This window comes from Vreelandella sp. DA03-1M (genome assembly GCF_055725665.1).
Map to the genome: position 1 here is coordinate 1,940,789 of NZ_CM146798.1, position 24,698 is coordinate 1,965,486.

The 24,698-nt window shown below is 55.1% G+C and carries 20 protein-coding genes and 1 pseudogene; 12 read left to right on the top strand and 9 right to left on the bottom strand.

The genetic code is table 11. The annotated features are described in order from the left end of the window. Positions 1-2 precede the first annotated feature (2 nt). The 3 genes from recO to acpS all read left to right on the top strand — a co-directional run bounded on the left by recO (position 3) and on the right by acpS (position 2,030). Entirely contained in the window at positions 3-698 is a 696-nt protein-coding gene (gene recO, locus ACXUPB_RS08965) for a DNA repair protein RecO (RefSeq protein ID WP_472956318.1), read from the top strand. Between the two features lie 52 nt (positions 699-750). After that, positions 751-1,587, top strand: coding sequence for a pyridoxine 5'-phosphate synthase (pdxJ, locus tag ACXUPB_RS08970; RefSeq protein ID WP_472956319.1), 837 nt, complete (start codon positions 751-753; stop codon positions 1,585-1,587). A gap of 62 nt (positions 1,588-1,649) precedes the next feature. Next, positions 1,650-2,030 (top strand): holo-ACP synthase, encoded by a 381-nt coding sequence (gene acpS / locus ACXUPB_RS08975; RefSeq protein ID WP_008956759.1) that lies wholly within the window; start codon positions 1,650-1,652, stop codon positions 2,028-2,030. 62 nt (positions 2,031-2,092) lie between these two features. Here the strand turns inward: acpS and ACXUPB_RS08980 are convergent, their stop codons facing one another. Next, positions 2,093-4,825: an ATP-binding protein gene (locus ACXUPB_RS08980; RefSeq protein ID WP_472956322.1), complete on the bottom strand. Its 2,733-nt coding sequence runs from the start codon at positions 4,823-4,825 to the stop codon at positions 2,093-2,095. Positions 4,826-4,916: 91 nt separating this feature from the next. Between ACXUPB_RS08980 and cysM the strand changes: the two genes are divergently transcribed. From cysM to ACXUPB_RS09020, 8 genes and pseudogenes are all read left to right on the top strand, one after another. Beyond that, positions 4,917-5,825 carry a cysteine synthase CysM gene (gene cysM, locus ACXUPB_RS08985; RefSeq protein WP_179914865.1) on the top strand — a complete coding sequence of 303 codons (909 nt, stop codon included), beginning with the start codon at positions 4,917-4,919 and terminating at the stop codon, positions 5,823-5,825. A 2-nt stretch (positions 5,826-5,827) separates the two neighbouring features. Then, complete coding sequence (gene rlmD, locus ACXUPB_RS08990; protein ID WP_472956323.1) at positions 5,828-7,231, top strand: 23S rRNA (uracil(1939)-C(5))-methyltransferase RlmD; 1,404 nt, start codon at positions 5,828-5,830, stop codon at positions 7,229-7,231. A gap of 77 nt (positions 7,232-7,308) precedes the next feature. Beyond that, positions 7,309-9,585, top strand: a complete 2,277-nt coding sequence (gene relA, locus ACXUPB_RS08995) for a GTP diphosphokinase (protein WP_472956325.1) — start codon at positions 7,309-7,311, stop codon at positions 9,583-9,585. After that, complete coding sequence (mazG, locus tag ACXUPB_RS09000; protein WP_472956715.1) at positions 9,585-10,439, top strand: nucleoside triphosphate pyrophosphohydrolase; 855 nt, start codon at positions 9,585-9,587, stop codon at positions 10,437-10,439. The genes relA and mazG overlap by 1 nt, the downstream gene beginning before the upstream one ends. A 38-nt stretch (positions 10,440-10,477) precedes the next feature. Further along, positions 10,478-13,126, top strand: a complete 2,649-nt coding sequence (gene ppc / locus ACXUPB_RS09005) for a phosphoenolpyruvate carboxylase (RefSeq protein ID WP_472956327.1) — start codon at positions 10,478-10,480, stop codon at positions 13,124-13,126. A gap of 44 nt (positions 13,127-13,170) precedes the next feature. Further along, positions 13,171-13,708, top strand: a pseudogene (locus tag ACXUPB_RS09010) (DUF924 family protein). 36 nt (positions 13,709-13,744) lie between these two features. Continuing rightward, complete coding sequence (rluF, locus tag ACXUPB_RS09015; protein WP_101146149.1) at positions 13,745-14,806, top strand: 23S rRNA pseudouridine(2604) synthase RluF; 1,062 nt, start codon at positions 13,745-13,747, stop codon at positions 14,804-14,806. 26 nt (positions 14,807-14,832) lie between these two features. Further along, complete coding sequence (locus ACXUPB_RS09020) at positions 14,833-15,108, top strand: DUF1294 domain-containing protein (RefSeq protein WP_101146148.1); 276 nt, start codon at positions 14,833-14,835, stop codon at positions 15,106-15,108. 30 nt (positions 15,109-15,138) lie between these two features. Here ACXUPB_RS09020 and ACXUPB_RS09025 read toward each other — a convergent pair whose 3' ends face one another. Genes ACXUPB_RS09025 through ACXUPB_RS09035 form a run of 3 tightly spaced genes read right to left on the bottom strand, consistent with a single transcriptional unit; the run spans position 15,139 to position 17,527 of the window. After that, a complete protein-coding gene (locus tag ACXUPB_RS09025; RefSeq protein WP_101146147.1) occupies positions 15,139-15,819 on the bottom strand; it encodes an anthranilate synthase component II in 681 nt (226 codons plus the stop codon). Then, complete coding sequence (locus ACXUPB_RS09030) at positions 15,816-17,234, bottom strand: anthranilate synthase component I family protein (protein WP_336269220.1); 1,419 nt, start codon at positions 17,232-17,234, stop codon at positions 15,816-15,818. Before ACXUPB_RS09030 ends, ACXUPB_RS09025 begins: the two co-directional genes overlap by 4 nt. Next, a complete protein-coding gene (locus ACXUPB_RS09035) occupies positions 17,231-17,527 on the bottom strand; it encodes a Trp family transcriptional regulator (protein ID WP_336272907.1) in 297 nt (98 codons plus the stop codon). Before ACXUPB_RS09035 ends, ACXUPB_RS09030 begins: the two co-directional genes overlap by 4 nt. Positions 17,528-17,649: 122 nt before the next feature. Here ACXUPB_RS09035 and ACXUPB_RS09040 point away from each other — a divergent pair, with 122 nt between their 5' ends. Further along, positions 17,650-19,536 carry a monovalent cation:proton antiporter-2 (CPA2) family protein gene (locus ACXUPB_RS09040; protein WP_472956330.1) on the top strand — a complete coding sequence of 629 codons (1,887 nt, stop codon included), beginning with the start codon at positions 17,650-17,652 and terminating at the stop codon, positions 19,534-19,536. 207 nt (positions 19,537-19,743) lie between these two features. Here the strand turns inward: ACXUPB_RS09040 and ACXUPB_RS09045 are convergent, their stop codons facing one another. From ACXUPB_RS09045 to ACXUPB_RS09065, 5 genes are all read right to left on the bottom strand, one after another. Then, positions 19,744-20,364 carry a LysE family translocator gene (locus ACXUPB_RS09045; protein WP_472956332.1) on the bottom strand — a complete coding sequence of 207 codons (621 nt, stop codon included), beginning with the start codon at positions 20,362-20,364 and terminating at the stop codon, positions 19,744-19,746. A gap of 182 nt (positions 20,365-20,546) precedes the next feature. After that, positions 20,547-21,110, bottom strand: a complete 564-nt coding sequence (locus ACXUPB_RS09050; protein ID WP_472956333.1) for a hypothetical protein — start codon at positions 21,108-21,110, stop codon at positions 20,547-20,549. A 58-nt stretch (positions 21,111-21,168) separates the two neighbouring features. Continuing rightward, positions 21,169-21,993: a class I SAM-dependent methyltransferase gene (locus ACXUPB_RS09055; RefSeq protein ID WP_472956335.1), complete on the bottom strand. Its 825-nt coding sequence runs from the start codon at positions 21,991-21,993 to the stop codon at positions 21,169-21,171. A gap of 6 nt (positions 21,994-21,999) precedes the next feature. After that, entirely contained in the window at positions 22,000-23,703 is a 1,704-nt protein-coding gene (locus ACXUPB_RS09060; protein WP_472956337.1) for an AMP-binding protein, read from the bottom strand. A gap of 87 nt (positions 23,704-23,790) precedes the next feature. Further along, entirely contained in the window at positions 23,791-24,696 is a 906-nt protein-coding gene (locus ACXUPB_RS09065) for a hydroxymethylglutaryl-CoA lyase (protein ID WP_336272902.1), read from the bottom strand. Between the last annotated feature and the right edge of the window lie 2 nt (positions 24,697-24,698).

The window sequence follows — 24,698 nt, forward strand, 5'->3', positions numbered from 1 at the left end:
CGATGGCGCCTGAGCCGGCTTTTTTACTTCATCGTCGGCCTTACCGTGAAACCAGTGCGCTGGTAGATCTACTAACCCTTGACCACGGCAGAGTGCGTGCTGTAGCCCATGGTGGGCAACGGCCCGGATCAAAATCGCGACAACGTTTGCAGCCTTTTACACCGCTATTCGTGACGTGGCAGGGCAGCCGTGATTTAAAGCGGCTGACGCTGATGGAATCACGCGGCCAAACGGCATTATTAGCCGGTGAAGGCTTGCTATGTGGGCTTTACGCTAATGAGATTGCCACTCGACTATTGCCGCTAGAGTTACCAGCCCCTGATGTGTTCGCCTTTTATACGGCGCTACTGGAAGCGTTGCCAGCGCCCGCTGAGAGGGCGTTAGCGTTGCGCCGTTACGAGTGGGCGCTATTGGAAGCGCTTGAAGCAACGCCGCAGTTTACAACACCGGAGGGTAGCGTTTTGGACCCCCAACTGCGCTATCGTTTTGATACAGCGACGCGCGCTTTTTCCCCGGCCGAACGCGGTTTAGATGGCCGCACGCTGCGCTATATTGAACAGGGTGATTGGCAGCATGAAGGGCTCGCTAACGCTTTGAAGGCGGTGATGCGTGCTGCTCTGGCACCGCACCTGGGCTCCACCGTCTTACGCTCGCGGGAATTAATGCTCGATTTAGCGCGCCGCCGCCATCGTCCCTAATGGTTGAATTGCTTGTTCACAATCTCTTTCTTATCGCTGCGCTGGAGGCACTATGCACCCCCCTCGGATACTGTTAGGCGTCAATATTGACCACATTGCGACACTTCGCCAGGCTCGAGGTACCCGCTACCCTGACCCTGTTCAAGCCGCGCTAGTGGCTGAAGAGGCGGGGGCTGATGGTATTACGGTGCATTTGCGTGAGGACCGTCGTCATATCCAGCCTCGGGATATACGCATTCTGGCTGAAGTGCTGAATACCCGCATGAATCTGGAAATGGCGGTTACCGAAGAGATGCTGGCGCTGGCTGAAGAAGTGCGCCCAGCCCACGTTTGTTTGGTGCCTGAAAAGCGTGAAGAACTGACTACTGAAGGTGGCCTGGATGTGGTCGGCGGCTTTGAATCCATTGCCAGTGCCTGCCAGCGGCTGAGCGCAGCGGGCTGCGACGTCTCTTTGTTTATCGACCCTGACGTAGCGCAAATTGACGCTGCCCAGCGCGCCGGGGCTCCTACCATCGAGCTGCACACGGGCGCTTATGCAGAAGCTCGGCCAGGCAGCGATGCGGCGAACGTGGAGTATCACCGCTTAACAGCTGCCGCCACGCATGCTGTCTCACTAGGGTTGGTGGTCAATGCTGGTCACGGCTTGCACTACCATAACGTTGAAGCCATTGCGGCATTGCCAGGCGTCAACGAGCTTAATATTGGTCACGCCATTATTGCCCGTGCGCTGTTTGTTGGACTGAAAGAGGCCGTACAAGAAATGAAACGCTTGACTATCGCAGGCCAAGAGGCGGGATTAATGGCAGCTCTCGATGCCCACGATCATGAGCACGACCATGAACATGAACATACAGAAGATCATGTGCATCACGGTTGCTGCGGGCATTGATCAGAGATTGACTCTCCAGAGATTGGCTATTCAGGAGTCCATATTAAGAGGTTTTTTAGGCGATGATTGTGGGTATTGGCTCCGATATAGCGCGTATAGAGCGCTTTACGCGGGCCGTGCAGCGGCACGGCCCGCGCTTTGCGCAGCGAATTTTAGGGCCTGAAGAGCATACGCTTTGGCTGCAGAAATCCCAGCCTGCCGCTTTCCTCGCCAAACGTTTTGCTGCCAAGGAGGCGTTTGTTAAAGCGCTAGGGCTTGGCCTGCGCCACGGAATGCAGTGGTGTGATATCCAGGTGCTTAATGATGCCTTGGGTAAGCCTTACTTCGTGCTTGACGGTAAAGCAGAGCGGCTACTCCAGGCGGCAGGCGTCACGGCGAGTCATATCACCTTGAGTGACGAAGCCGAGTACGCGGTTGCTTTTGTGGTGTTGGAACGCTCATAGCCAGCCAAGACCGGGCGAAGCTTTTGCCTTTGGTTTTTGGTCTTTAGGCATTATTTATTGGCTTAGGGCCTGAGTAAAAACGGGCGGTGTGCTCTTAGTCGTGCCATTGCCTGATATAAGTCCTCCAGTAGCTCTTCTACATGGTCTAAGCCGCTGGTCCGCAGCCGTGTTTCCAGCGTCTCTACCAGCAATGCCAGCTCCGGTGCGCCGCAGTAACGGCTGGCGCCATTCAATCCGTGGACCCAATCGAGCAGCATCGGCAAATTTTGTTGCGCAAAAGCGCTACGCATGTGCTGTTCACTTTCGTCCAAGCTGTCGATCAAACGTTTTAGCTGCTCCCGTGCGAGGTACTCTTTACCGCCTGCTAGGCGTGCGCCTATCTCAAGATCCACAACGAGTAGTTTGGCGGGCGTCATGTGGCTAAATGACTTAATAGCGGTTTTGCTACTGCTCGTTGAAGGAGGCGTTGCATTACTGTCGGCTAGCCGATGAGTAACCCCCAAAAAGCGATGAAGCAGTTGATGTAACTGTGCCTCATCAATGGGTTTTATCAGGACGTCATCAAGGCCTTCGGCGAGCCACTTTTGGCGTTCACTGCTGAGGACATGAGCGGTGACCGCTATAATGGGGCAGCGAGCCCAAGTGCTGCTAAGCCTGCGCAACGCTTGGGTGGTTTGTACACCATCCATGCCAGGCATGCGGATATCCATCAGCACCATGTCCACATTGCTGGTTCGCGCAAACTCTAGTGCTTGGTGGCCACTTTCTAATGCCGTGATATGCAGGGCGGGATCTTCAAGCATATTTTTGAGCAACTCACGGTTCGGCGCATTGTCATCCACAATCAGCAACTTGACCGGTTGAGTCGACGCTGGCAGAGCCGCTAACGGCTCAGGCTTGTCATAGGAAACAAGCACCGGTAGCAGTAATTGCTTAAGCGATGCCACCAATTGAGCGCGTGAAAAGGGTTTGTAAAGCGTTTCACCGCCCTGGGGTAATCGCAAAGGGGGCAGGTCAAGACTGTTGCCGTTGGCTAAAATCAATACAGGGCAAGGCGTTTGATCAATGACTTTTTGCCAGTAGCGGTGGCGTTCGGGCGTATAATCACTGTGTTCCAACCCCAATATAAGCAGTTGTGCCGGTTCAGAGGCATCAAACGCAATCGGTTGCGCTTCCCAGCGTTGCAGCAAATGCTCCAACACATGTCGGGTAGGCGCATGGGTTTCATAGAGGCAAATAGTGGGGTTGGCTAGGCTAATCTCCGCCGGCCGTTCGATTGCTTTGTGAGCCAGTAGGGGCAGTGTAAAGGAGAAAGTGGTGCCTTGGCCCAGTACACTCTCCAGCTCAATCTCGCCGCCCATGCGCTCAATAAGCTGGCGGCAGATAGTAAGCCCCAGGCCACTGCCGCCAAACTGGCGTGAATGACTGGGTTCAGCTTGGGAAAAGGCGCTAAATAAGGCCTTTTGATGGGCATCGCTAAGACCAATCCCAGTGTCACTAACGCTGAGGTTAAGCACGACATGCTGGCCTTCCTGGTTATCCAGCATGACACGCACAATTACGTCACCTTCATGAGTGAACTTGAGCGCATTACCAATCAAGTTATTTAACACTTGATGAATACGCAACGGATCACCGCTCAGCGGTGTAGGGACATCGTCATACACCATCGCCACTAAGTGTAACTGCTTGCGCTGGGCTTCAGGCGCGTGAAGCCCAATCACTTCATCAACCAGCGCGACGATATCGATATCCGTTTCTTCAAGAGTAAGGCGATTGGCCTCAAGCTTGGAAAAGTCGAGCACGTCGTTAACCAACATAAGCAGGTTGTCGCAAGCGCGATGGACGTGCTGCAACCATTCCTGCTGGCGCGTATCCAGCGATGAACGGCCTAGCAGCCGACAAAACCCAATAATGCCATTGAGTGGGGTGCGAATCTCATGGCTCATGTTGGCTAAGAATTCGGATTTCACCGCATTCGCCCGCAAAGCGCTGCGGTGTGCCAAATCGAGCTTTATATTCTGCTCCTCAATGGTTTCCATGGATTCTTGCAGTTCGCTGGTGGCCTGCTCAATTTGCGTTTGCATATCCCGCTGGGCCTGCTGAAAGTGTTCAGCGAGGGTATTAATGTGGCTAGTCAGGTGGTTAAGTTCCGCCGCATTAGAAGGCATCAGATGTAGCCGATAGTCACCGCGGGATAGGCGATAAAGCGCTTGGTTAGCTTCTTCGATAGGGCGGGTGGCATAGCGACTGATGGCGAAGGCGATTAAAAACATCAGCAGGCCCAGCAACATGCCGCCTAAGCTAAGACTAGCGATCAATTTATAACGCCCCAGGGTGAGCGCTCGGGTGTCCATCTCGATAACCAGCCAGCCTGCGTTATCACTGACCGCACTGGCTGGACTTGTATTAGGCTGGGTAACCTCTAACGGTAAGCGCAGTCGCCAAGCCTCTTCTTCCATGAGCAGTTGGCTGTTAGCGGGCGCTTCCAGAGTGGGTCGTGCAGCGTTGCCCAGTAATAAAAGACGATCGCCTTGCGCATCAAAGAGCGCTACCGCCCGTAATCCTCTCATGGTGAGAAGTTGGCGGGCCAGGGCCTCAAGACGTTGAGAATCACCCTGTGCGACTGCGTCAGCAACACTGGGTGACAACAGCTCGCCAGCATTTTCCAAGCGTTCTTGCTGTGCCGCCCGAGCTTCCGTACCACTCTGTATGACCAGCAGTACGGCCATTATGGCGTACACCAGGAGCGGGAAACCGAGTAGGGCAAACAGAAGACGGGTGTTCAATGACATGAAAAGAAGCTCGCTGATTCAATGAGGTTGCCTGTCCAGGTCAAGACAGCACCGATATAATGCAGCATAACGGTTACGATAAGGAATTTTCATGAACGATCTTAAGGGCTATCCCACGTTAGAGGATGTGGTTGGCAACACGCCATTAGTGCGCCTGACGCGCATTAGCGCCGGTCGCAACAATACGCTGCTGGCTAAGCTTGAAGGCAATAACCCGGCGGGTTCGGTCAAGGATCGTCCCGCACTCTCCATGATCAGTGAGGCGGAAGCCCGTGGTGATATTACCCCCGGTGATACGCTGATTGAGGCAACGTCAGGTAATACCGGCATTGCACTGGCCATGGCGGCGGCGATCAAAGGCTACAAAATGGTACTGGTAATGCCGGAAAACGCCTCGGAAGAGCGTAAGCAGGCGATGGCAGCCTATGGGGCCAAACTCATTTCTGCCAGTAAAGCCGGCGGCATGGAGGAAGCTCGGGATATAGCGGATGACATGATCGCCAGTGGCGAGGGAAAACCGCTCAATCAGTTCGCCAACCCAGACAACCCGTTGGCGCACTATCGCACCACCGGCCCTGAAGTATGGCAACAAACCGGTGGCGAAGTGACTCATTTTGTAAGCTCAATGGGCACCACGGGCACTATCATGGGCGTGTCACGCTATTTAAAAGAGCAAAACCCGGCTATCCAAATTGTCGGTTTGCAGCCCGCCGATGGCGCCAGCATTCCTGGTATTCGCCGCTGGCCAAAAGAGTACCTCCCCGCCATCTTTGAAGCGCCCCGGGTGGATGTCACACTTGATATCGGCCAACAAGAAGCCGAAGAGCATATGCGTCGTCTAGCCCGCGAAGAGGGCATTCTGGCTGGGGTTTCATCGGGTGGTAGTTTGGCAGGCGCGCTGCGCATTGCCGAGCAAACAGAAAATGCGGTCATTGTGTTTATTGTCTGTGACCGCGGTGACCGCTATCTCTCTACTGGCCTATTTGCCCCAGGAGTATAACCATGGCCATGTTGGGAAAAAGGCGGCCGTCTAGGCCCGCGTCAGGTCATTCTGGGCTTGCTGGCACGCCAGGCGGCAAAACGCGTCATACGGCTACCGATGGTGATACGTCGCCCTTGGTGATTGAGCGCTTAGCCCACGATGGCCGGGGTGTTGCCCACTCAGCCAATGGTAAAACGGTTTTCGTCGATCAGGCGCTGCCTGGTGAACAGGTCGAAGTGGCTATTCATTTAACGCGCAAGCGTTTTGATGAAGCGCATATCAAGTCACTGCTAACCACCTCCGTTCAACGCGTGACGCCGCCTTGCCCGCATTTTGGTCACTGTGGTGGTTGTGATCTGCAGCATTTAAACGTTGATGGCCAGCGTGAGCATAAGCGCGAAGTGGTACGTGATCTATTTGCACGTCAAGGCATTACGCTAGGCGAGATCAGCTCGATTCATGGCGACGATCAAGGTTATCGTCGTCGCGCAAGGTTGGGCGTTAAAGTCGATAGCCAGGGCAATACGCGCCTCGGCTTTCGTGCTGCCCATAGCCATCGCTTAGTCGACATCGAGCGCTGTCCGGTATTGGTTGACTCTTTGCAGCAGTTGTTAACACCACTACGCGAGTTGCTCCAACGCTTAGATGCGCCGCGCCATGTGGGTCACATAGAATTGCTGGCAACGGCGACCACCCAAGTAGTACTGGTTCGTCAACTCAAAGAGCACCTTCAGGATGCCGAGCGCTGGCAAGCCTTTGCCCAGCAACATCAGGTGGCCTTAGGCACCTGGTTGGGTCGTGAAACACCCACGCTGCACTGGCATGGCGCGCCCCCGGTGCTGGAGGAGTCGCTAATACTCAACGACCAGCCATCGCTAAAACTGAGTTTTGCCCCAGGCGATTTTTTACAGGTCAACGCCCAGGTTAATCAGCAAATGGTTGCCCAAGTGATGCAATGGTTGGTGCCCAAGTCAGGGCAAAAACTGCTCGACCTGTTTGCAGGTATCGGGAATTTCAGCCTGCCCATCGCTGCGGCGGGTGCTGAAGTGCACGCGGTGGAAGGCAATCCTGCCATGGTGGCGCGGATTGCGATAAATGCCAGGCGTAACCAGCTTATGGTCAGCGGCCAACAGGCCGATTTGAACGACCCCGCCAGCGTTAAAGAGCTGCTATCTGCTCATCGCGATAGTGATGCACTTGTACTTGATCCGCCGCGTAGCGGTGGGGAAGCAATTTGTCAGGCGCTGGCGCGCCACCCGGTGCCCAGAGTGGTCTATATTTCTTGTGACCCCGCAACGCTTGCCCGGGATGCGGCACATCTTGTGCATGCGGGTTACCGGGTTAAGCAAGTAGCAGTGGCAGATATGTTCCTTCACACTGCGCATATGGAAACACTAATGTTGTTTGAAACTGATGCTGTGTGAAGCTGATGCAGCTAAATGCGTCAAGCCACGGTGACAGCCGTGTGGAGATCGTCCCCCAGAATGGATGAGTGATAGTCATGGTAAAAGTGCGTGAAGACCAGCCGCTAACCGCTAGCGGAAAGGTGGATATACAACAATGGTTAACGCGCCTGCAAGAAGATGTGCGCCTACGTGATCCCGAGCGTTTAGTCGAGGCCTGTGAGCTTGCTGAAACGTTAGAGCTAGAAGCTCCTCGCACGCATCGTGTATGGCTTTCGCCGGGGTCCAGCTTCCGCATGGGCCTGGAAATGGCCGATATCCTTGGCGATTTGAAGCTGGATCAGGCTACGCTGGAAGCCGCCGTTCTCTACCGTGCGGTGCGGGAAGGTCTACTGAGCCTTGAAGCGGTGACAAAACGCTTTGGAGAAGAAGTTGCTAGCCTGATCGATGGCGTGCTGCAAATGGCCGCTATCAGCTACCCACTGGCGCCTGACCACGGCATGGGCCAACACAATCAGCAGGAAAACCTGCGCAAGATGCTGGTTAATATGGTCGGCGATGTGCGCGTGGCGCTGATAAAAATTGCTGAGCGCACCTGCGCACTACGCCAGGTAAAAGACGCTCCCCGGGAAAAAAGTTTACAGGTGGCTCGGGAAGTCGCCGATATTTACGCGCCGCTGGCCCACCGCCTGGGCATCGGTCAGCTTAAGTGGGAGCTGGAAGACCTCTCGTTTCGTTACTTGCATGAAGATGAGTACAAGGCGATTGCCAAGCTGTTGGCGGAGAAGCGTCTTGACCGCGATCGCTATATTCACGATGTGGTCGAAACCATCAAAGGCTTGATGGAAGCCCAACATATTCACCGCTACGACGTGGATGGGCGGGCCAAGCATATCTACTCGATCTGGCGCAAAATGAAGCGCAAACGGATCGATTTTTCGCAAGTTCATGACGTGCGTGCGGTGCGCATTCTGGTGCCGGAAGTGGCGGACTGCTACACCGTACTGGGGATTATTCACTCGCGTTGGCACCACGTGCCCAACGAGTTTGACGACTATATCGCCAACCCCAAAAAGAACGGCTATCAGTCGCTGCATACCGCCGTCATGGGGCCGGAGAACAAGGTGCTCGAAATCCAGATTCGCACCTTCGCCATGCACGACGAAGCGGAGCTGGGCGTATGTGCCCACTGGCGTTACAAAGGCCACGATACCAACGCCAAAAGCCGTAGCTACGAAGAGAAAATTGCCTGGCTGCGTCAGGTACTGGAGTGGCAGGACGAAGTGGGCGGCTTTGGCGATCTGCGCGAAGGACTCTCCAGCGACGTGGCCCCTGACCGCATATACGTCTTCACTCCTGACGGTCACGTGATTGATCTGCCGCGGATTGCCACGCCTATCGATTTTGCCTATCGAGTGCATACCGAAATTGGCCACCGCTGCCGAGGTGCTAAGATCAATGGGCGCATTGTGCCGCTCACTTATAAACTCAAAACCGGTCAGCAGATCGAGATACTGACGGCCACCAAAGGCGGGCCTAGCCGCGACTGGTTAAATCCCAGTTTGGGCTATGTGCGTACCTCCCGGGCTCGGGCCAAAATCCAGGCGTGGTTCAAGCACCAGGCACGGGGTCAAAACCTGGATGAGGGGCGGGCGCTATTTGATCGTGAGATGCGCCGCCTGGATGTCGAGGGGCTTGATCTACCCAAGCTAGCCAAGGCAGTCAACTACCTCAACGCTGACGATATGTACGCCGCCATTGGCGCCGGTGATCTGCGTATTGGCCAAGTGTTGCATCAGGCCCAACAGCTGTTCGGCGAGACCGACGACCAGGAGCAGCTTAATCGCCTGCTTGCCAAGCCTCAGCGGCAATCCAGCAAAGCCACCAAAAGTGATATCACCGTGCTCGGCGTCGGCAACCTGAAAACCAGCATGGCGAACTGCTGTCGGCCAGTGCCTGGCGAACCGATCATCGGCTTTATCACCCAGGGGCGTGGCGTCACTGTGCATCGCCAGGATTGTAGCAATATTCTGCAATTGCGCCTGGACGAACCCCAGCGCATTATCGAGGTAGAGTGGGGCGAACGCGCCCAGACCCGCTATCCGGTGACCATTGAGATTCAAGCCTGGGATCGCTCTGGGCTACTGCGCGATGTGACAGGGCTGCTCGGCAATGAAAAAGTCAACGTACTCGCCGTGAACACATTAACCGATACCGACGAGGGCATTGCCCGTCTGCGCATTACCTTGGAAGTCGACGGCCTGGAATCCCTGGGGCGTCTGTTCTCCCGTATCCAGCAGTTGCCAAACGTTACCGAAGTGCGCCGTTTGCGCAATGCAGACCCGGAAAAGCAAACGCGTAAGGGAGGGGAATGATGCGCCATGGTATGGACGACCTGCTGACCCTGATGCAAGTGCTGCGTGACGCCGAGCAGGGCTGCCCATGGGACTTACAGCAGGACTGGGACAGCATTGTGCCCCATACGCTGGAAGAGGCCTACGAGGTCGCCGACGCCATTGAGCGACGCGCTTTTGACGAGCTACCCGGTGAGCTAGGCGATCTGCTTTTTCAAGTGGTTTACTACGCCCAGTTTGGGGCGGAGGAGCAGCGCTTCGACTTTGCTGATATCGTCGATACCCTGACCGCCAAGATGTTGCGTCGACACCCCCACGTATTTCCGGAGGGCACCCTGGCTTCCCGGCGCCCGCCAGGAGTGAGCGCCGCAGAGGTGCAAACTCAGCAGGTCAACAGCCGCTGGGAATCACTCAAAGCTGCAGAACGTGACACAAGGGCACGCGCCGAAAGGGCTGATGCCACGCCCTCAGTGCTGGACGATGTACCACGCACACTGCCAGCGCTCAGCCGGGCCGCCAAGCTCTCCAAGCGCGCCGCGCGGGTAGGGTTTGACTGGCCAGACGCCAAGGGCGTGGTAGCGAAAATTCGCGAAGAGCTGGCCGAAGTTGAGGAGGCGCTCGCCGCCGGTGATCAACAGCACGCCCAGGAAGAAGTTGGCGATCTGCTGTTTGCAGTCACCAATCTTGCCCGCACATTGAACGCTGACCCTGAACAGTGCCTGCGAGGGACTAATGCCAAATTTGAACGCCGCTTTCGCTACGTTGAAGGCGAGCTTAACGCTGCCCGGCGACCGCTGGCGGAGGCCTCGTTAGACGAGATGGAAACCCACTGGCAGGCAGCTAAAGCACAAGAAAAACAACCTACCCATTCCTGAATTATTATTGATGCGACCCCTGCAAGGAGGCCATGCCAATGAGTCACGACCTACACGAATCTCTGCGCGATAATGTGCGTATTTTGGGCGATAGCCTGGGGCGAACCATTGCCGACGATTTGGGCCAAGCATTTGTCGATAAGATTGAAACCATTCGTGCTCACGCCAAGCGCGGGCGGCAGGGCGATTCTCTGCAGCAGCGCGAATTGATCGAGTACCTGCGAGATCTGCCTGAGAAAGATCTATTGCCGGTAACCCGGGCGTTTAACCAGTTCTTGAACCTCGCTAATATTGCCGAACAGCATTACCGGGCGCGCTTTCGCCGCGTAGAGGATTACAAGCCAGGTTCCCAGCCGGTGCTAGGGGAGTTGCTGGAGCGCGCTCAGCAGGCGGGTAACTCGCCACGCAAGCTGGTCGAAACCCTCGCCAATATGCGCGTTGAACTGGTACTCACCGCTCACCCCACCGAAGTTATCCGGCGTACGCTGATCCAAAAATATGACGCCATTGATGAGTGCCTGACTGCCATTGAAAGCTCCGAAGATTACCCTGAACGCGGCACTCGCGCCCAGGGGCGTCTGGAAGAACTGATCAGCCAGGCATGGCACACCGATGAGATTCGCCACGAACGCCCCACGCCGGTTGATGAGGCCAAGTGGGGCTTTGCCGTTATTGAAAACTCACTCTGGCAGGCAGTGCCGGACTTCCACCGCGATTTGGATAACCTGCTGCTGGATACCGCCGGTGAGCGCTTACCCCTGGATGCCGCGCCGATTCGCTACGCCTCCTGGATGGGTGGGGATCGCGACGGTAATCCCAACGTGACCGCCCGGGTCACCCGCGAGGTATTGCTACTGGGCCGCTGGATGGCCGCCGATCTTTACCTGCGCGACCTGGATCAGTTAAAGACTGAGCTCTCCATGTGGAAGGCCAACAGCGCGCTTAAAGCCGAGGCGGGCGATGTGGCCGAACCGTATCGCGAAGTGCTAAAGCGCCTGCTGACAAGAATGGAGTCAACCCGGGATTGGGCCAAGGCCGAGCTTGAGGGGCGTAACTATGACGGCGGGCCGATTATTGAAACCCGTGATCAGCTCTATTCCCCGCTGCTCGGCTGCTACCGCTCACTTTGCGATGTTGGTCTCGACACCATCGCTAACGGCGCGCTGCTGGATACCTTGCGCCGGGTCGCCGTATTCGGCGTTACGCTGACCAAGCTCGATCTGCGCCAGGAGGCCAGCCGCCACGCACAGGTGATTGAAGAGCTGACCAGTACGCTTGGCCTTGGCCACTACCGCGAATGGGATGAAGCCCAGCGTCAAGAGTTCCTGCTGGCCGAGTTGGCTTCCCGTCGCCCGCTGATTCCGCGCCGCTGGGAGTGTTCTGCCGAGACCCGGGAAGTGCTGGATACCTTTAAGGTGATTGCCCAGGAACACTCCGAAGCGCTGGGAACCTACATTATTTCCATGGCCGCTGAACCGTCGGACGTGCTCACCGTGGCACTGCTGATGAAAGAGGTAGGAGGGCAGGTCACGCTGCCTATCGCACCGCTGTTTGAAACCCTCAACGACCTGGATCACGCAGGCGATGTGGTGGACCAACTGCTGGCGATACCGAGCTATCGTTCGCTGATTGATGATCGCCAGGAAGTGATGATCGGCTACTCAGATTCAGCCAAAGATGCCGGTCAGTTGGCCGCCGCTTGGGCGCAGTACCGCGCCCAGGAGTCGCTGGTCAATGTGTGTAACCGGCACGGCGTCGATCTAACCCTGTTCCACGGCCGCGGTGGCACCGTAGGCCGTGGCGGCGGCCCGGCCCATGCGGCGATTCTCTCCCAGCCTCCCGGCTCGGTGAACGGCAGCCTGCGGGTGACCGAACAGGGCGAGATGATTCGCTTCAAATTCGGCCAGCCTGATATTGCCCTACGCTCCATGGAGATTTATGCCTGCGCGGTGCTGGAAGCCACACTGTTGCCGCCTCGCGCGCCGGAACCGCATTGGCGTGAAGAGATGGATCAGCTCGCCAAGGTCGCGCATGGTGCTTATGTCGGCGTGGTGCGGGAAGACCCCGATTTTGTCCCTTATTTCCGGGCAGTCACGCCGGAGGGCGCTTTAGGAAGGTTGCCGCTAGGCTCACGTCCTACCAAGCGCCGCCAGGATGGCGGCGTAGAGACCCTGCGCGCGATTCCATGGATTTTCGCCTGGACGCAGATTCGTCTGATGCTGCCAGCGTGGCTGGGCAGTGGTGAAGCCTTCTCGACCCGCTTAGAGCAGCCCGGCGGACGCGAGGTGCTGCAAGAAATGCGCACTGAGTGGCCCTTCTTCGGCACTTATCTCGACATGCTGGAGATGCTGTTGGCCAAAGCCGACGTGGCCATTGCCGCCTACTACGAGCACCGCCTGGTCGATGAACCATCGCTTAAAGCGTTGGGTAAAAAACTGCGTGAGCGTTTTGCACGGCTCGAAGATGCGGTGCTCGATATTCTCCAGCAGGAGAAGCTGCTGGAGAACACACCGCTGATTCGGCAGGCCATTGATGTACGCAATCCGTACATCGATCCGTTGCATGGCCTTCAGGCCGAGTTGCTGCAGCGTAACCGCGATGCGGACGGGGCGATCAGTGCTGATTTGTCACGTGCGTTAATGGTGACAATGGCGGGCATCGCTGCGGGTCTGCGTAATACGGGTTAAACAAGACCGGCCAGCCTGTTAATGATGCTAACAAGGAGGCGTCAATGCCCTCAGATGCTCAAGCGGTACTCGACTTTTGGTTTGAAGCGTTGACGCCTGCTCAGTGGTTTAAAAAAGACCTTGAGATGGATAGCACTATTCAGTCGCGTTTTGGTGAACTGCATACCCAGGCGGCGCAGTGTGAATGTTATACCTGGCGGCAAACGGCTCAGGGGCGGCTGGCGGAAATCATCGTGCTGGATCAGTTCTCGCGCAATATCTTCCGCGATGATGCGCGCTTTTGCCACCGATGCGCTGGCTCTAGCTCAGGAGGCAGTGGCTGCGGGTGCCGACGCTGAGCTAACCCCTCAGCAGCGGGCATTTTTGTATATGCCCTATATGCATAGCGAATCTGCCGCCATTCATGCCTTGGCGATGAAATTGTTCGACCAGCCGGGATTAGAGAATAATCTCGATTTTGAAGTGCGTCACAAGGCGATCATTGATCGCTTCGGGCGTTACCCGCACCGCAATGCACTGTTGGGGCGGGCCTCTACCGACGAGGAGTTGGCTTTTCTAAAGCAGCCCGGCTCCTCTTTTTAACTTTTTTGTTCACTCCTTTTAGCCACATGGCGTTTTATGTCGTTACGAAAATCTACCCGTATCAATAAATACATTAGTGAAAGTGGAATGTGCTCTCGCCGTGAGGCTGACCGCTTTGTGGAGCAGGGCAACGTGTGGATTAACGGTCGCCGCGCCACTACCGGCGACCAAGTGGTAGCGGGGGATCTGGTCAAGGTCAATGGCCAGGAGATCGAGCCACAGGAAGAGGAAGATCTGGTTCTTATTGCGCTGAACAAGCCGGTGGGCATCGTTAGCACCACCGAGTCCAGCGAAAAGGACAATATCGTTGAGTTTGTAAAACACGGCACGCGCATTTTTCCCATCGGTCGGCTCGATAAAGACTCCCAGGGGCTGATTTTTTTAACCAATAACGGTGATTTGGTTAATAAGATTCTGCGTGCCAATAACAACCACGAAAAAGAGTATCAGGTGACGGTGAATAAGCCGATCACCGACGAGTTTATCGAGGGCATGCAGGGCGGTGTGCCGATTCTTGGCAAGGTGACCAAGCGCTGCAAAGTGCAAAAAGAGTCCACCTTTGTGTTCACTATTACCTTGGTGCAGGGACTCAATCGGCAAATTCGCCGTATGTGCGAATACTTCGGCTATGAAGTTACCCAGCTTATTCGCACGCGCATTATGAATGTGCCCCTTAAAGGATTAGCCCTGGGGGATTGGCGCGATCTCACCCCTAAAGAGATTGACACCATTATCGCGCTGACCGAAAAATCAGAAGCCGTGCCAGAGAAGAAGAGTAAAGCTAAGCCTGAAAGGCCCAACTACAGCTCAGGCGCTGGCAAGGCAAAGCCGCCCGCTGCCAACAAAGGGCGCCCGAAACCGGCCAAAGCGGGCACCAAAGCCACCGGGGCTAAACCTAAACCACTTCCCAAAGGTAAAAAGGCCGCTAGTGGAAAAGTTAGCACCGGCCCGAAAAACAGTGCTGGTAAACCTCTCCCCAAGGGTAAAGCGCCCGGCAAGCCCAGTGTTAAAAGCAAGCCTAGTGCAAAAGGTAAGCCCGTTGGCAAAGGCCGCGGTAAGCTAGCGGTTGCGGGCAAGCCTTCTCAGCGACGCAAGTAGCTCCTCCTCCTTCAAGAGTCCTTACTGTGATCCCAATCGTCGCTTTTTATGCTGTGATTAGCATGCTCGCTTACATTACCTACGCCATCGACAAAAAGGCGGCTATCAATAACCGCCGTCGAGTGAGCGAGAAAACGCTACATCTGCTTGGGGTAGTGGGTGGCTGGCCGGGTGCGTTCCTGGCTCAACAGCGGCTGCGGCATAAAACTCAGAAAACCGCCTTCCAGGTTACGTTCTGGCTGACGGTTATTGTAAATCTGGCCTGTGCGGGGTGGCTAACTGTTTCATTGAGTCTCATTTAGCCACCCGTTTAGCCACCCTATGCTGCGTGCCTACGCTCTGGCTTGATCGTTGGGCGCGAAAAGAAAGTTGGCTATCAACTCCTTACCGCCTTCGGTCGCGAATGATTCGGGGTGAAATTGAATGCCGTGAATCGGGTATTCCCGGTGTTTAACGCCCATAAGCTCGAATTCACCCATTGCCTGCCAGCGGCTGCGCTGCTCAAAATTATCCGCTTCCAGGGCACCCACGGTGGCGGTTACTTCCAGGCACTCGGGTAAAGTGGTCGCATCGGCAATCAGTGAGTGATAACGCATCACCTCAAGCTGGTCGGGCACGCCGTTAAACACCGAGCGATTGTCGTGGTTGATTGGGCTGATCTTGCCGTGCATGGGTAGCGGCGCTTTAACCACCTTGCCGCCGAACACATGCACGATGCCCTGCATGCCCAGACAAACCCCTAGCAGCGGGGTGGTCTTACCCAGTTTTTCAATTACCTCGGCGCACACGCCAAAGTAGCGTGGGTCATCCGGCGAGCCGGGGCCGGGGGAAATAATGATGCGATCCGGCGCCAGAGCCTCAATGGCGTGGTAGTCGATTTGGTCGTTACGTTTAACGATGATCTCAAAATGAGGCAACCCGCCGCGATTCTTCTCCGTGGTCAAGATTTCACCAATAAACTGGTAAAGGTTATAGGTGAAAGAGTCGTAGTTATCGATGATCAGCACCTTCATGCGGGGCTCTCCATATCCGTGCTCATAAAAGGGGCCAGGGCCTTGCGAGTGCCAGCGAATTTGCGGCGAATTTCTTCGTATTCATCCTCGGCGTTGCTATCGAACACGTTGCCGCCGCAGGTTTGTACGTAGGCGCGCTCGCCGTTCACAAACACCGTGCGAATGGGGATGGCAAAGGTGCAGTCGCCGTTAAACGAGAACTGGCCCACCGCACCGCCATAGGGACCGCGACCGTCGGTTTCCAGATCATCGATAATCTTCATTGCCTCAATCTTGGGCGCGCCGGTGAGCGTGCCCGCCGGGAAGTTACTCGCCAGCGCCGTAAACATGTCTTCGCCTTCGGCAATAATTCCGACAATTTCGCTGGAGATATGCTGTACGTGGCTAAAGCGTTTGATATCCATCAAGCTGCGCACTTTTACCGTGCCAAACTGGGCCACCCGGCCAATATCGTTGCGGTGCAGATCCACAATCATATTGTGCTCGGCGATCTCCTTGGGGTCGTTGAGCAGCGCCCGGGCTAGCTGGGTGTCTTCCTGGGGCGTTTGGCCGCGGAGGGTGGTGCCTGCCAGTGGGAAGGTTTCCATCTCACCCTGGCGCAGGCGGAACAGCAGCTCTGGGCTTGCGCCGATCAGCTTCTGCTCGCCGAATTTGACATAGTACATCTGGGGCGACGGATTGATGGTGCGCAACTGATCATAAAGGGCCAGCGTATCGCCCTCAATTCGAAAGCGCTTTTTAAAGCCGACCTCGCACTGAAACACCTTGCCGTTGATGATGTCCTGCTTCACCTTAGCAACCGCCTCGGCGTGCTCGGCTTTGCTCATTGTGTCGCCCAGCGCGGTGATGTGCAGTGGGCCTGCGGGTTTTTCGTCGGCGTCGATCAGCGTCTGCAGAAACTCGTAACGGCTATTGTCGTAATAGAAGTAGGTAACCTCCCCGGTCATCTTGTCGAGGATCAGGCCATCTTTGTAGAGCCCAAAGCGAAAGGTATCGAAATCGTCGCTGGCTTTTAGGGTCAGCGAGGGCTCGAAGTACTGCATGGCATCGTAACCGAGGTAGCCGCTTAAGCCACCCGCGTACTTACGCGAAATAATATTTTGGGGGATCAGGCTACGCAGTAGTTCATAAGGGTTATCGCTTGGGTACTCGTTTGCATTGCCGTCACGGTCTTCGATAGTTAGCGTGTTGCCATTGGCATACAGCGTGTATTCGGGGTCAAAGCCGATGATCGAATGGCGTGCAATATGGCTATCTTCGCCAAGCGACTCCAGCATGTAGCAGGTATCAAACTGCCGCTCGATTTTTTGAAACAGGGCAAAGAAGTCGCAGTCCGCCGCCAGCGTCACGTAGTGAGGTTTGCGTGGCAGCGTAAACGGCTGTGGGCCCGAGGCATGCGTATTGGCAATGGTCATGGTGCATCATTCCGTGAAGAAGCTTGTGAAGAGGATAGCGGTGTTGAAGCGTGCAAGGTGGCCAACGCGCGCGAACCGCGGGAAACCGTGGCGATACCCACCCCTATGGTTTCGGCAATTTTGCGGTGCGGCACTCCTTCACGCAGCAGTTTAAAAATCTGTAGTCGTTTACTGATTTCTTGATACTCTGCGGGAGTCAGCAGGTCGGCCAGTGCTGCGTCCATTGCCTCGGGTGAGTCTATGGCGAGCAAGTGGCGAATAAGCTCAGCCTGGTAGTGATCGTTTGTCGTCATGATGTGTAAGTTGTGAAACCATCGAAGAATGCCATCGGTTAATAAGTAATGTACTAGCGTACTAGTACGCTACATTATTGCTCAGGGAAGTCAAGCAGCTCGTTCTATTTTGAGGAAACACGATGACCGGCTATTTTATTCAAGCCTTTATTTATCTTGTCGCCGCGGTAATTGCGGTTCCCCTTGCCAAACGGTTTGGGCTGGGCTCAGTGCTGGGTTATTTGGTCGCCGGGGTAGTGATTGGCCCGATCCTGGGGCTGGTGGGCCAGGAAACCACCACCATTCAGCATTTTGCCGAATTTGGCGTGGTGATGATGCTGTTTTTGGTCGGCATGGAGCTCGACCCGAAAGGGTTATGGGCGATGCGCGTGCGACTGCTGGGGCTAGGGGGGCTTCAGGTAGTGCTAACCGCTGCTGCAGGCACCGCTATTGCCTTGTGGCTAGGGCTAGTGATGCAAACTGCCCTGGCGGTGGGGCTCATTTTTGCGCTCTCTTCCACGGCGATTGTGCTGCAAACGTTGAACGAGAAGGGGCTTGCCAAAACCGAAGGGGGCCGCAGCGCCTTTTCGGTGCTGCTGTTCCAGGATATTGCCGTTATTCCCATGCTGGCGCTAATTCCGTTGCTGGCACTTCCCGAGTTAATGGGCGACGTTAGCGATGATGGCCACGCCAGCTTAAGCCTGGTCGCACAATTGCCCGGCTGGGCACATGCCTTGGTGGTCGTGGCGGCCATCGCGAGCGTGATAGCGGCAGGCTACTATTTAGTGCCCCTGCTGTTTCGCTATGTGATTAGTTCTGGCCTGCGCGAAGTATTTACCGCCACGGCCCTGATGCTGGTCATCGGCATTGCCGCGCTAATGAGTTTGGTTAATTTATCGCCCGCCCTCGGCGCGTTCCTGGCCGGGGTGGTACTTGCCAACAGTGAATTCAAGCACGAGTTGGAAGCTAATATTGAGCCCTTTAAAGGACTGCTGTTGGGGTTGTTCTTTATTACCGTGGGGGCAGGTATTAATTTCTCGGTGCTGGCGGCGGAGTGGGGCACGGTTCTCTCGTTAGGCTTGGCCGTGATCGTGGTAAAAGGCATGATTCTGCTTGGTTTAGCACTGTTGTTTCGGGTGCGTGGCAGCAATGGCTGGCTATTCACCCTGAGCCTTGCCCAGGCGGGTGAATTTGGTTTTGTGCTGCTGACCTATAGCGTACAGAACAGTGTCATTCCAACCGACATCTCCCAGATTCTCTCTCTAGTGGTGGCGCTCTCAATGTTTTTGACACCGCTACTGTTTATTGCTTACGACCGGTTGGTTCTGCCGCGCTACCGCAGTGCCAAGAATGACGGTCGGGAAGCTGACGCAATCGAAGAGCAGGCCCCGGTGATCGTTGCGGGCGTAGGGCGGTTTGGACAAATTATTTGTCGTCTGCTGCGCGCCAATAGTATTCCCATTGTGGCGCTGGACCATGAGATCGAACAGATTGAAAACCTGCGCAAAATAAACATCAAAAGCTATTTTGGCGACGCCAGCCGTTCCGATTTGCTCGAAACCGCTGGGATTGAACATGCCCGGTTAATCGTGATTGCCTTGGACGACCGTGACCGCGCCGTACAGATGGTCAAGCACATTAAGCACTACTACCCGCATGTATGGGTGTTGGCGCGTGCTTTTGACCGTGGCCATGGCTATCAGCTGCGTGAAGCGGGCGCCGATGACACGGTCAGCGAAACCTACCATTCAGCACTAGAATTGGGTGGCCACGCGCTGACTGCCATGGGCGTTCACCCCATGCGTGCCAAGCAGATGACCTGGTCGTTTGTGCAGAATGAAGATGCCCACGCAGACGAGTTGTTCGAAGCCTGGAAAGAGATAGAGGGCGGTATCAGTTTTAGTCCGCGCTATGGCGAACTGTTTATGAAACTGGAAGAGTCGCTAAACAGCGCTATGAAACAGGATTGGCACGAACCCCAGCGGGAAGATGTGCCTATTTGGACACCACCTGAAGAGAGTAAGCAATGAAACAAAAATGTTAATGATTTTGAGGTTAACTGCCGAATTTTAAAAATAGATGGGTCGTGGGAAAAACTTCTATTGTTGACTTGCCAAGACAGGCATCGACGACTTGAAAACGCCTGATGATCGATAAGGGGGTGTCCCGGTTATCGCTATCCGATGTCACTGGTTAGTCAAATAAGCTACTGGATGCAAGCTATGGATACCTCTTTATTACCCTGCCGGGCGTCGCATAAAGGTCATAAATAACCCGGCGCCAATCAAGCTACCTGCGCCGCAGCGGTGTAGCACTCGCCGAAACTTGGCGGTCATTAGCTGTCGGCTAGTCGTCGACAGCAATGTGTAGCCGAGATCCGATATAATCCCCATCATAAGAAACGTAGCAAACAAAATCGCCAACTGCGGCGCTAAGGGCTGAGTTTGGTTAATAAACTGCGGCATGAACGCCATGAAAAACAGAATGCTTTTGGGGTTTAGGAGTGTCACCCAAAATGCCTTCGCGGTGCCTTGCTTTACGTTGGCTCCCGAGGATTTCAGGTCGTTCAATTGGCCGGATTCACGCCACATCTTAATACCCAAATAAAGCAGATAGAGAACCCCTAGCCATTTAACGATAGCGAATAGATGCGCAGATGCCATCAGCAGAGCACCGACGCCTGCAAACGAGAGTGACATGGCCACCAGGTCACCTAAGAAAAAGCCGGGCAACATCGCCAATGCGGCTCTGCGGCCTTGATTGATACCGGTCATTACCAACAGGGCAACAGCGGGGCCTGGAGATGCGATAATCAAAAATGACGCCATCACAAATGATAACCAAAGCTCAATCGACATAGGGTTAAATTTCCAACTGTTGAATTATTGACTATATCTTGCGTCACTAGCGGCTCAGCTTGAGCATTCGTGCCCCTGGAGCGACAAAATGCAACCGTCCATGCAATGACGAGACAGCCTGGGAGGAATAGCCGCAGCTATTTTTGATGTAATCCTTAACGCATTTTTTTAAAAAATGAAATTCAAAACGGCAAGTGCAACGAAGCACTTAACATATTGAGATGGCTAAGAGTGGGGGCGTCGATACGCTCGTACTCCAGTCGGCTAACAAGACGGTTGATCGTCACGGTGGCACCGAAACCTTGCAGCATCGCGGTGCCGCTTTCATCAGCGCCTTCCAGGTCACTTTCCCCCCGCCATTCGGTGATGCCGGACTTCGCATAGACGCTAAACGCGCCCATGCGAACGCCGGCAACAATAGCCCCACCTAAGCTTAACGTATCCATAATGAGTGGGTTGATGCTGGAAGCGGTGGCAATTTCTTCGCTTTCTCGGTAGGCAATCTCTGCGCCAATGTCCAACTGAGGAAGCCGCCAAGGGCTGAACCCTGCGGTTAAACGGAAGCCACTTGTATAGGTGTCTAAACTACTAAGGTCGCTGCCTTCCAAGATAACGCCATTGTCGAGCAGCATGAGTTCACTGTCGGGAGCGGTATAAGCCATTACCGGAGGCGTATCGTCGGCATAGCAGCTGAACCAGGGGACGGAGCAGCAGAGCAGGGTGCTTGCCAAGCGTTTCATTGGCATTTCTCGTACACCTATTGTTATAGCCACGGGTAGGGAGAAAAAGCTATTCCCATTCAGATTAGCAACAGGCTTGGATTTCTACCACTTTAATTGCGCCGTCAGCTAAGTTATTGACTAAATTCTTACCCATTGTGATAAAGCGCTCGCCAAATACCCACTGTGGAGATAGCACCACAGACCTTTTCACCTGCTCTTTTTGCCTCTGACGTTGGCGCCACGCCAAGGCCATGTCGCTCCAGTCTTCAACGTGTTCAAGTCGAAAGCCGCCCGTTTCAAGCAGTCGAGTCAGTTCAGCTAGGTTAAGTAGGTGGGAGTGCTCGGAAGAGGCGGCCCAAGGCACTGGATAGTGAAGCTGTGCCACGTTGGGGCCGCTGACCACTTCGTGCATTACTAGCTGCCCACCAGGGCGTAGAACTCGCCGACTTTCTGCGAGTACCCTGGCAGCATCAGGCATATTCATCAGGCTGTGCTGAAACAGTAAGGCGTCAAAACTGCTGTCGGCAAATGGCAGGGCGCTGGCATTACCGGTCACCCAGGCAAGCGGTGGAGTGCCCGGCTGCATCGCTCGCGTACTCAGCGCTTTGTTGAGCGTGCTGAAGCCGTGAGTAATATCCAGGCCGGTCATTTGAAAGCCGAGCATTGCGCCCTGGCGCATCAATCCTCCCAGCCCAGCGCCGATATCCAGCACCTTTCCATGAGTAGCCGGGTTAAGTCGTTCAAGCAGCCGAGTGGAAGCCGCTACGCCACCAATATGTAGCTGATCCAGCGGGGCCAGTTGGTGAAGCGTGGGACCATCGGGGTAGTGGGCATCTATTTGGGCCAGAATTTCATCAGCGCGCAGGGCGCGCTGATAGTGATCCGCTAAACGGTTGGGGTTGGTCATTGCGTGTTATGACTCTTGATCTAAACCTAGCTCCTGAATCGAAATTTCGCGCATCTTGAATTTCTGAATCTTGCCGGTGACGGTCATCGGGAATTCATCAACGAACTTAAAGTAGCGCGGAATTTTGAAGTGAGTGATTTTCCCTTTGCAGTACTCACGCAGCTCTTCACCGGTGACTTCGCCAGCGGTACTGTTGAGTTTCACCCAGGCAATCAACTCTTCGCCGTACTTTTTATCCGGCACGCCGGTGACCTGTACTTCTGAAATCGCCGGGTGGGCATAAAGGAATTCTTCGATCTCTTTGGGATAAACGTTCTCGCCGCCGCGGATGACCATATCTTTAATGCGGCCCACGATCTGGATATAACCCTCTTCATCCATGGTGGCCAGGTCGCCGGTGTGCATCCAGCCCGATTCATCGATGGCTTCAGCGGTGGCTTTGTCGTTGTTCCAGTACTTCAGCATCACGCTGTACCCGCGGGTGCACAGCTCACCGATTTCACCCCTGGGCAAAATACCGCCATTGCCGGGGTCGACGATTTTATTTTCCAGGTGGGGCTGAGTGCGGCCCACGGTAGAAACGCGCTTTTCAATGCTGTCGTTGGCGCCGGTCTGGGTAGATACCGGGCTGGTTTCGGTCATGCCGTAGGCGATTTGCACGCCCTTCATGTTCATTTTGCTGATCACCTGCTTCATGATTTCAGCGGGGCAGATCGATCCCGCCATGATCCCGGTGCGTAGCGACGAGAGATCGGTGCCAGGGAAATCCGGGTGATCAAGCTCAGCGATAAACATGGTTGGCACACCGTAAAGCGCGGTAGCTTTTTGCTCGTGCACTGCCTTGAGCACCTTACCGGGATCAAAGCCTTCATCTGGGTAGATCATGGTGGCGCCGTGGGTCATACAGCCCAGGTTCCCCATGACCATACCAAAGCAGTGGTACAGCGGTACCGGGATCACCAAGCGATCTTCACTGGTGAAGCCCATGCTTTCCGCCACGAAAAAACCGTTATTGAGAATATTGTGGTGAGAAAGGGTCGCGCCTTTAGGGAAGCCTGTGGTTCCGGAGGTGTACTGAATATTAATGGCGTCATCAAATTGCAGCGTTGCTTGCAAGTCATCAACGTCGGTTTGGCTAACCTTGGTGCCTTCGTTCATCAGGTCAGACCAGCGCCACATACCGCTCAGTTTTTCGCTGCTTAAATTAATAATGCACTCAAGGTCAGGCAGTTTTTGCGACTTGAGTTGGCCTTCAGTGCACGCGTTAAGTTCTGGCGCTAATTCATACAGCATGGCGCTGTAGTCGGAGCTTTTGAAACTGTTGGCGGTGACCAGAAAACGCGCGCCGGATTGGTTCAGCGCGTACTCCAGCTCATGGGTGCGGTAAGAGGGATTGATGTTGACCAGAATGGCGCCAATTTTGGCGGTGGCAAACTGTGTTAACGTCCATTCGCTGCAGTTAGGTGCCCAAATGGCCACCCGGTCACCTTTATTGACGCCGATGGAGAGCAGGGCGCGGGCGCAGCGATTGACCTCTTCCTGAAGCTGGCGGTAGCTCCAGTGAATATTCTGGTGTAGCACGATCAGCGCATCGTTATCGGCATGTAGGGTGGCAATTTGATCGAATTTGTCGCCAATGGTCATGCCCAGAAGGGGCTTGTCCGCCATGCTGCTGGAGTAGCTGGGTTGGGTAAGAGCAGGTGATGCCATGTTAAGTCTCTCCGATGTCTTTTTCTTATCTAAACGGGAAGGCAGAGAATCGTTAGCCGTAGTGTTTTTTATTATTAATGACTAATATTAACTTCTAGGGCCTTTAGCCAGGGCGACTCTGGAGCTGGGTTTACGGCCGAGCTCATGAGTAATCCAAAACCCGGTATCAATCACGGCCTGTAGATCGATACCCGTTTCGATGTTCAGCCCTTCAAGTAGATAGAGCACATCTTCTGTCGCCACATTGCCTAATGCCCCTTTTGCATAAGGGCAGCCGCCTAGCCCAGCGGCGGCTGAATCAATCACGCTCACGCCCTCTTCAAGCACGGCATAAAGATTGGCCAGCGCCATGCCGTAAGTGTCATGAAAGTGGGCGGCCAGAAACTCAATGGGCACCTGCTGGCGCGTTGCTTCGATCATGCGTTTAGCAGCCAGTGGCGTACCGACGCCAATGGTGTCGCCCAGGGACACTTCGTAGCAGCCCATCTCATAAAGTGCTTTGGCCACCTCAGCCACCTTGGCCGGGGCGATCTCGCCTTCGTAAGGGCAGCCCAACACACAGGAAACGTAGCCACGCACGCGCACGCCCGCCTCTCGGGCACGCTCTAACACAGGCTCAAACCGTGTCAGTGACTCGGCAATCGAGCAGTTGATGTTCTTTTGTGAGAACGCTTCTGAAGCCGCACCAAACACCGCGACTTCTTCAACACCCACGGATAGGGCGTTTTCAAGCCCTTTTAAATTGGGCGTTAGTGCAGAGTACACAACGCCAGGGTGACGTTGAATGCCGGCCATGACCTCAACGGCATCGCCCATTTGCGGCACCCATTTGGGAGACACGAAGCTGGCCGCTTCAATATGGGTGATCCCCGCTTTAGCGAGCCGCTCGATCAGCGCAATTTTAGTCGCGGTGGGCACGATGTCACCCGGCTCGTTTTGCAGGCCGTCACGGGGCGACATTTCAAACAGCTTTACAGAAGTAGGTAATGGCATCG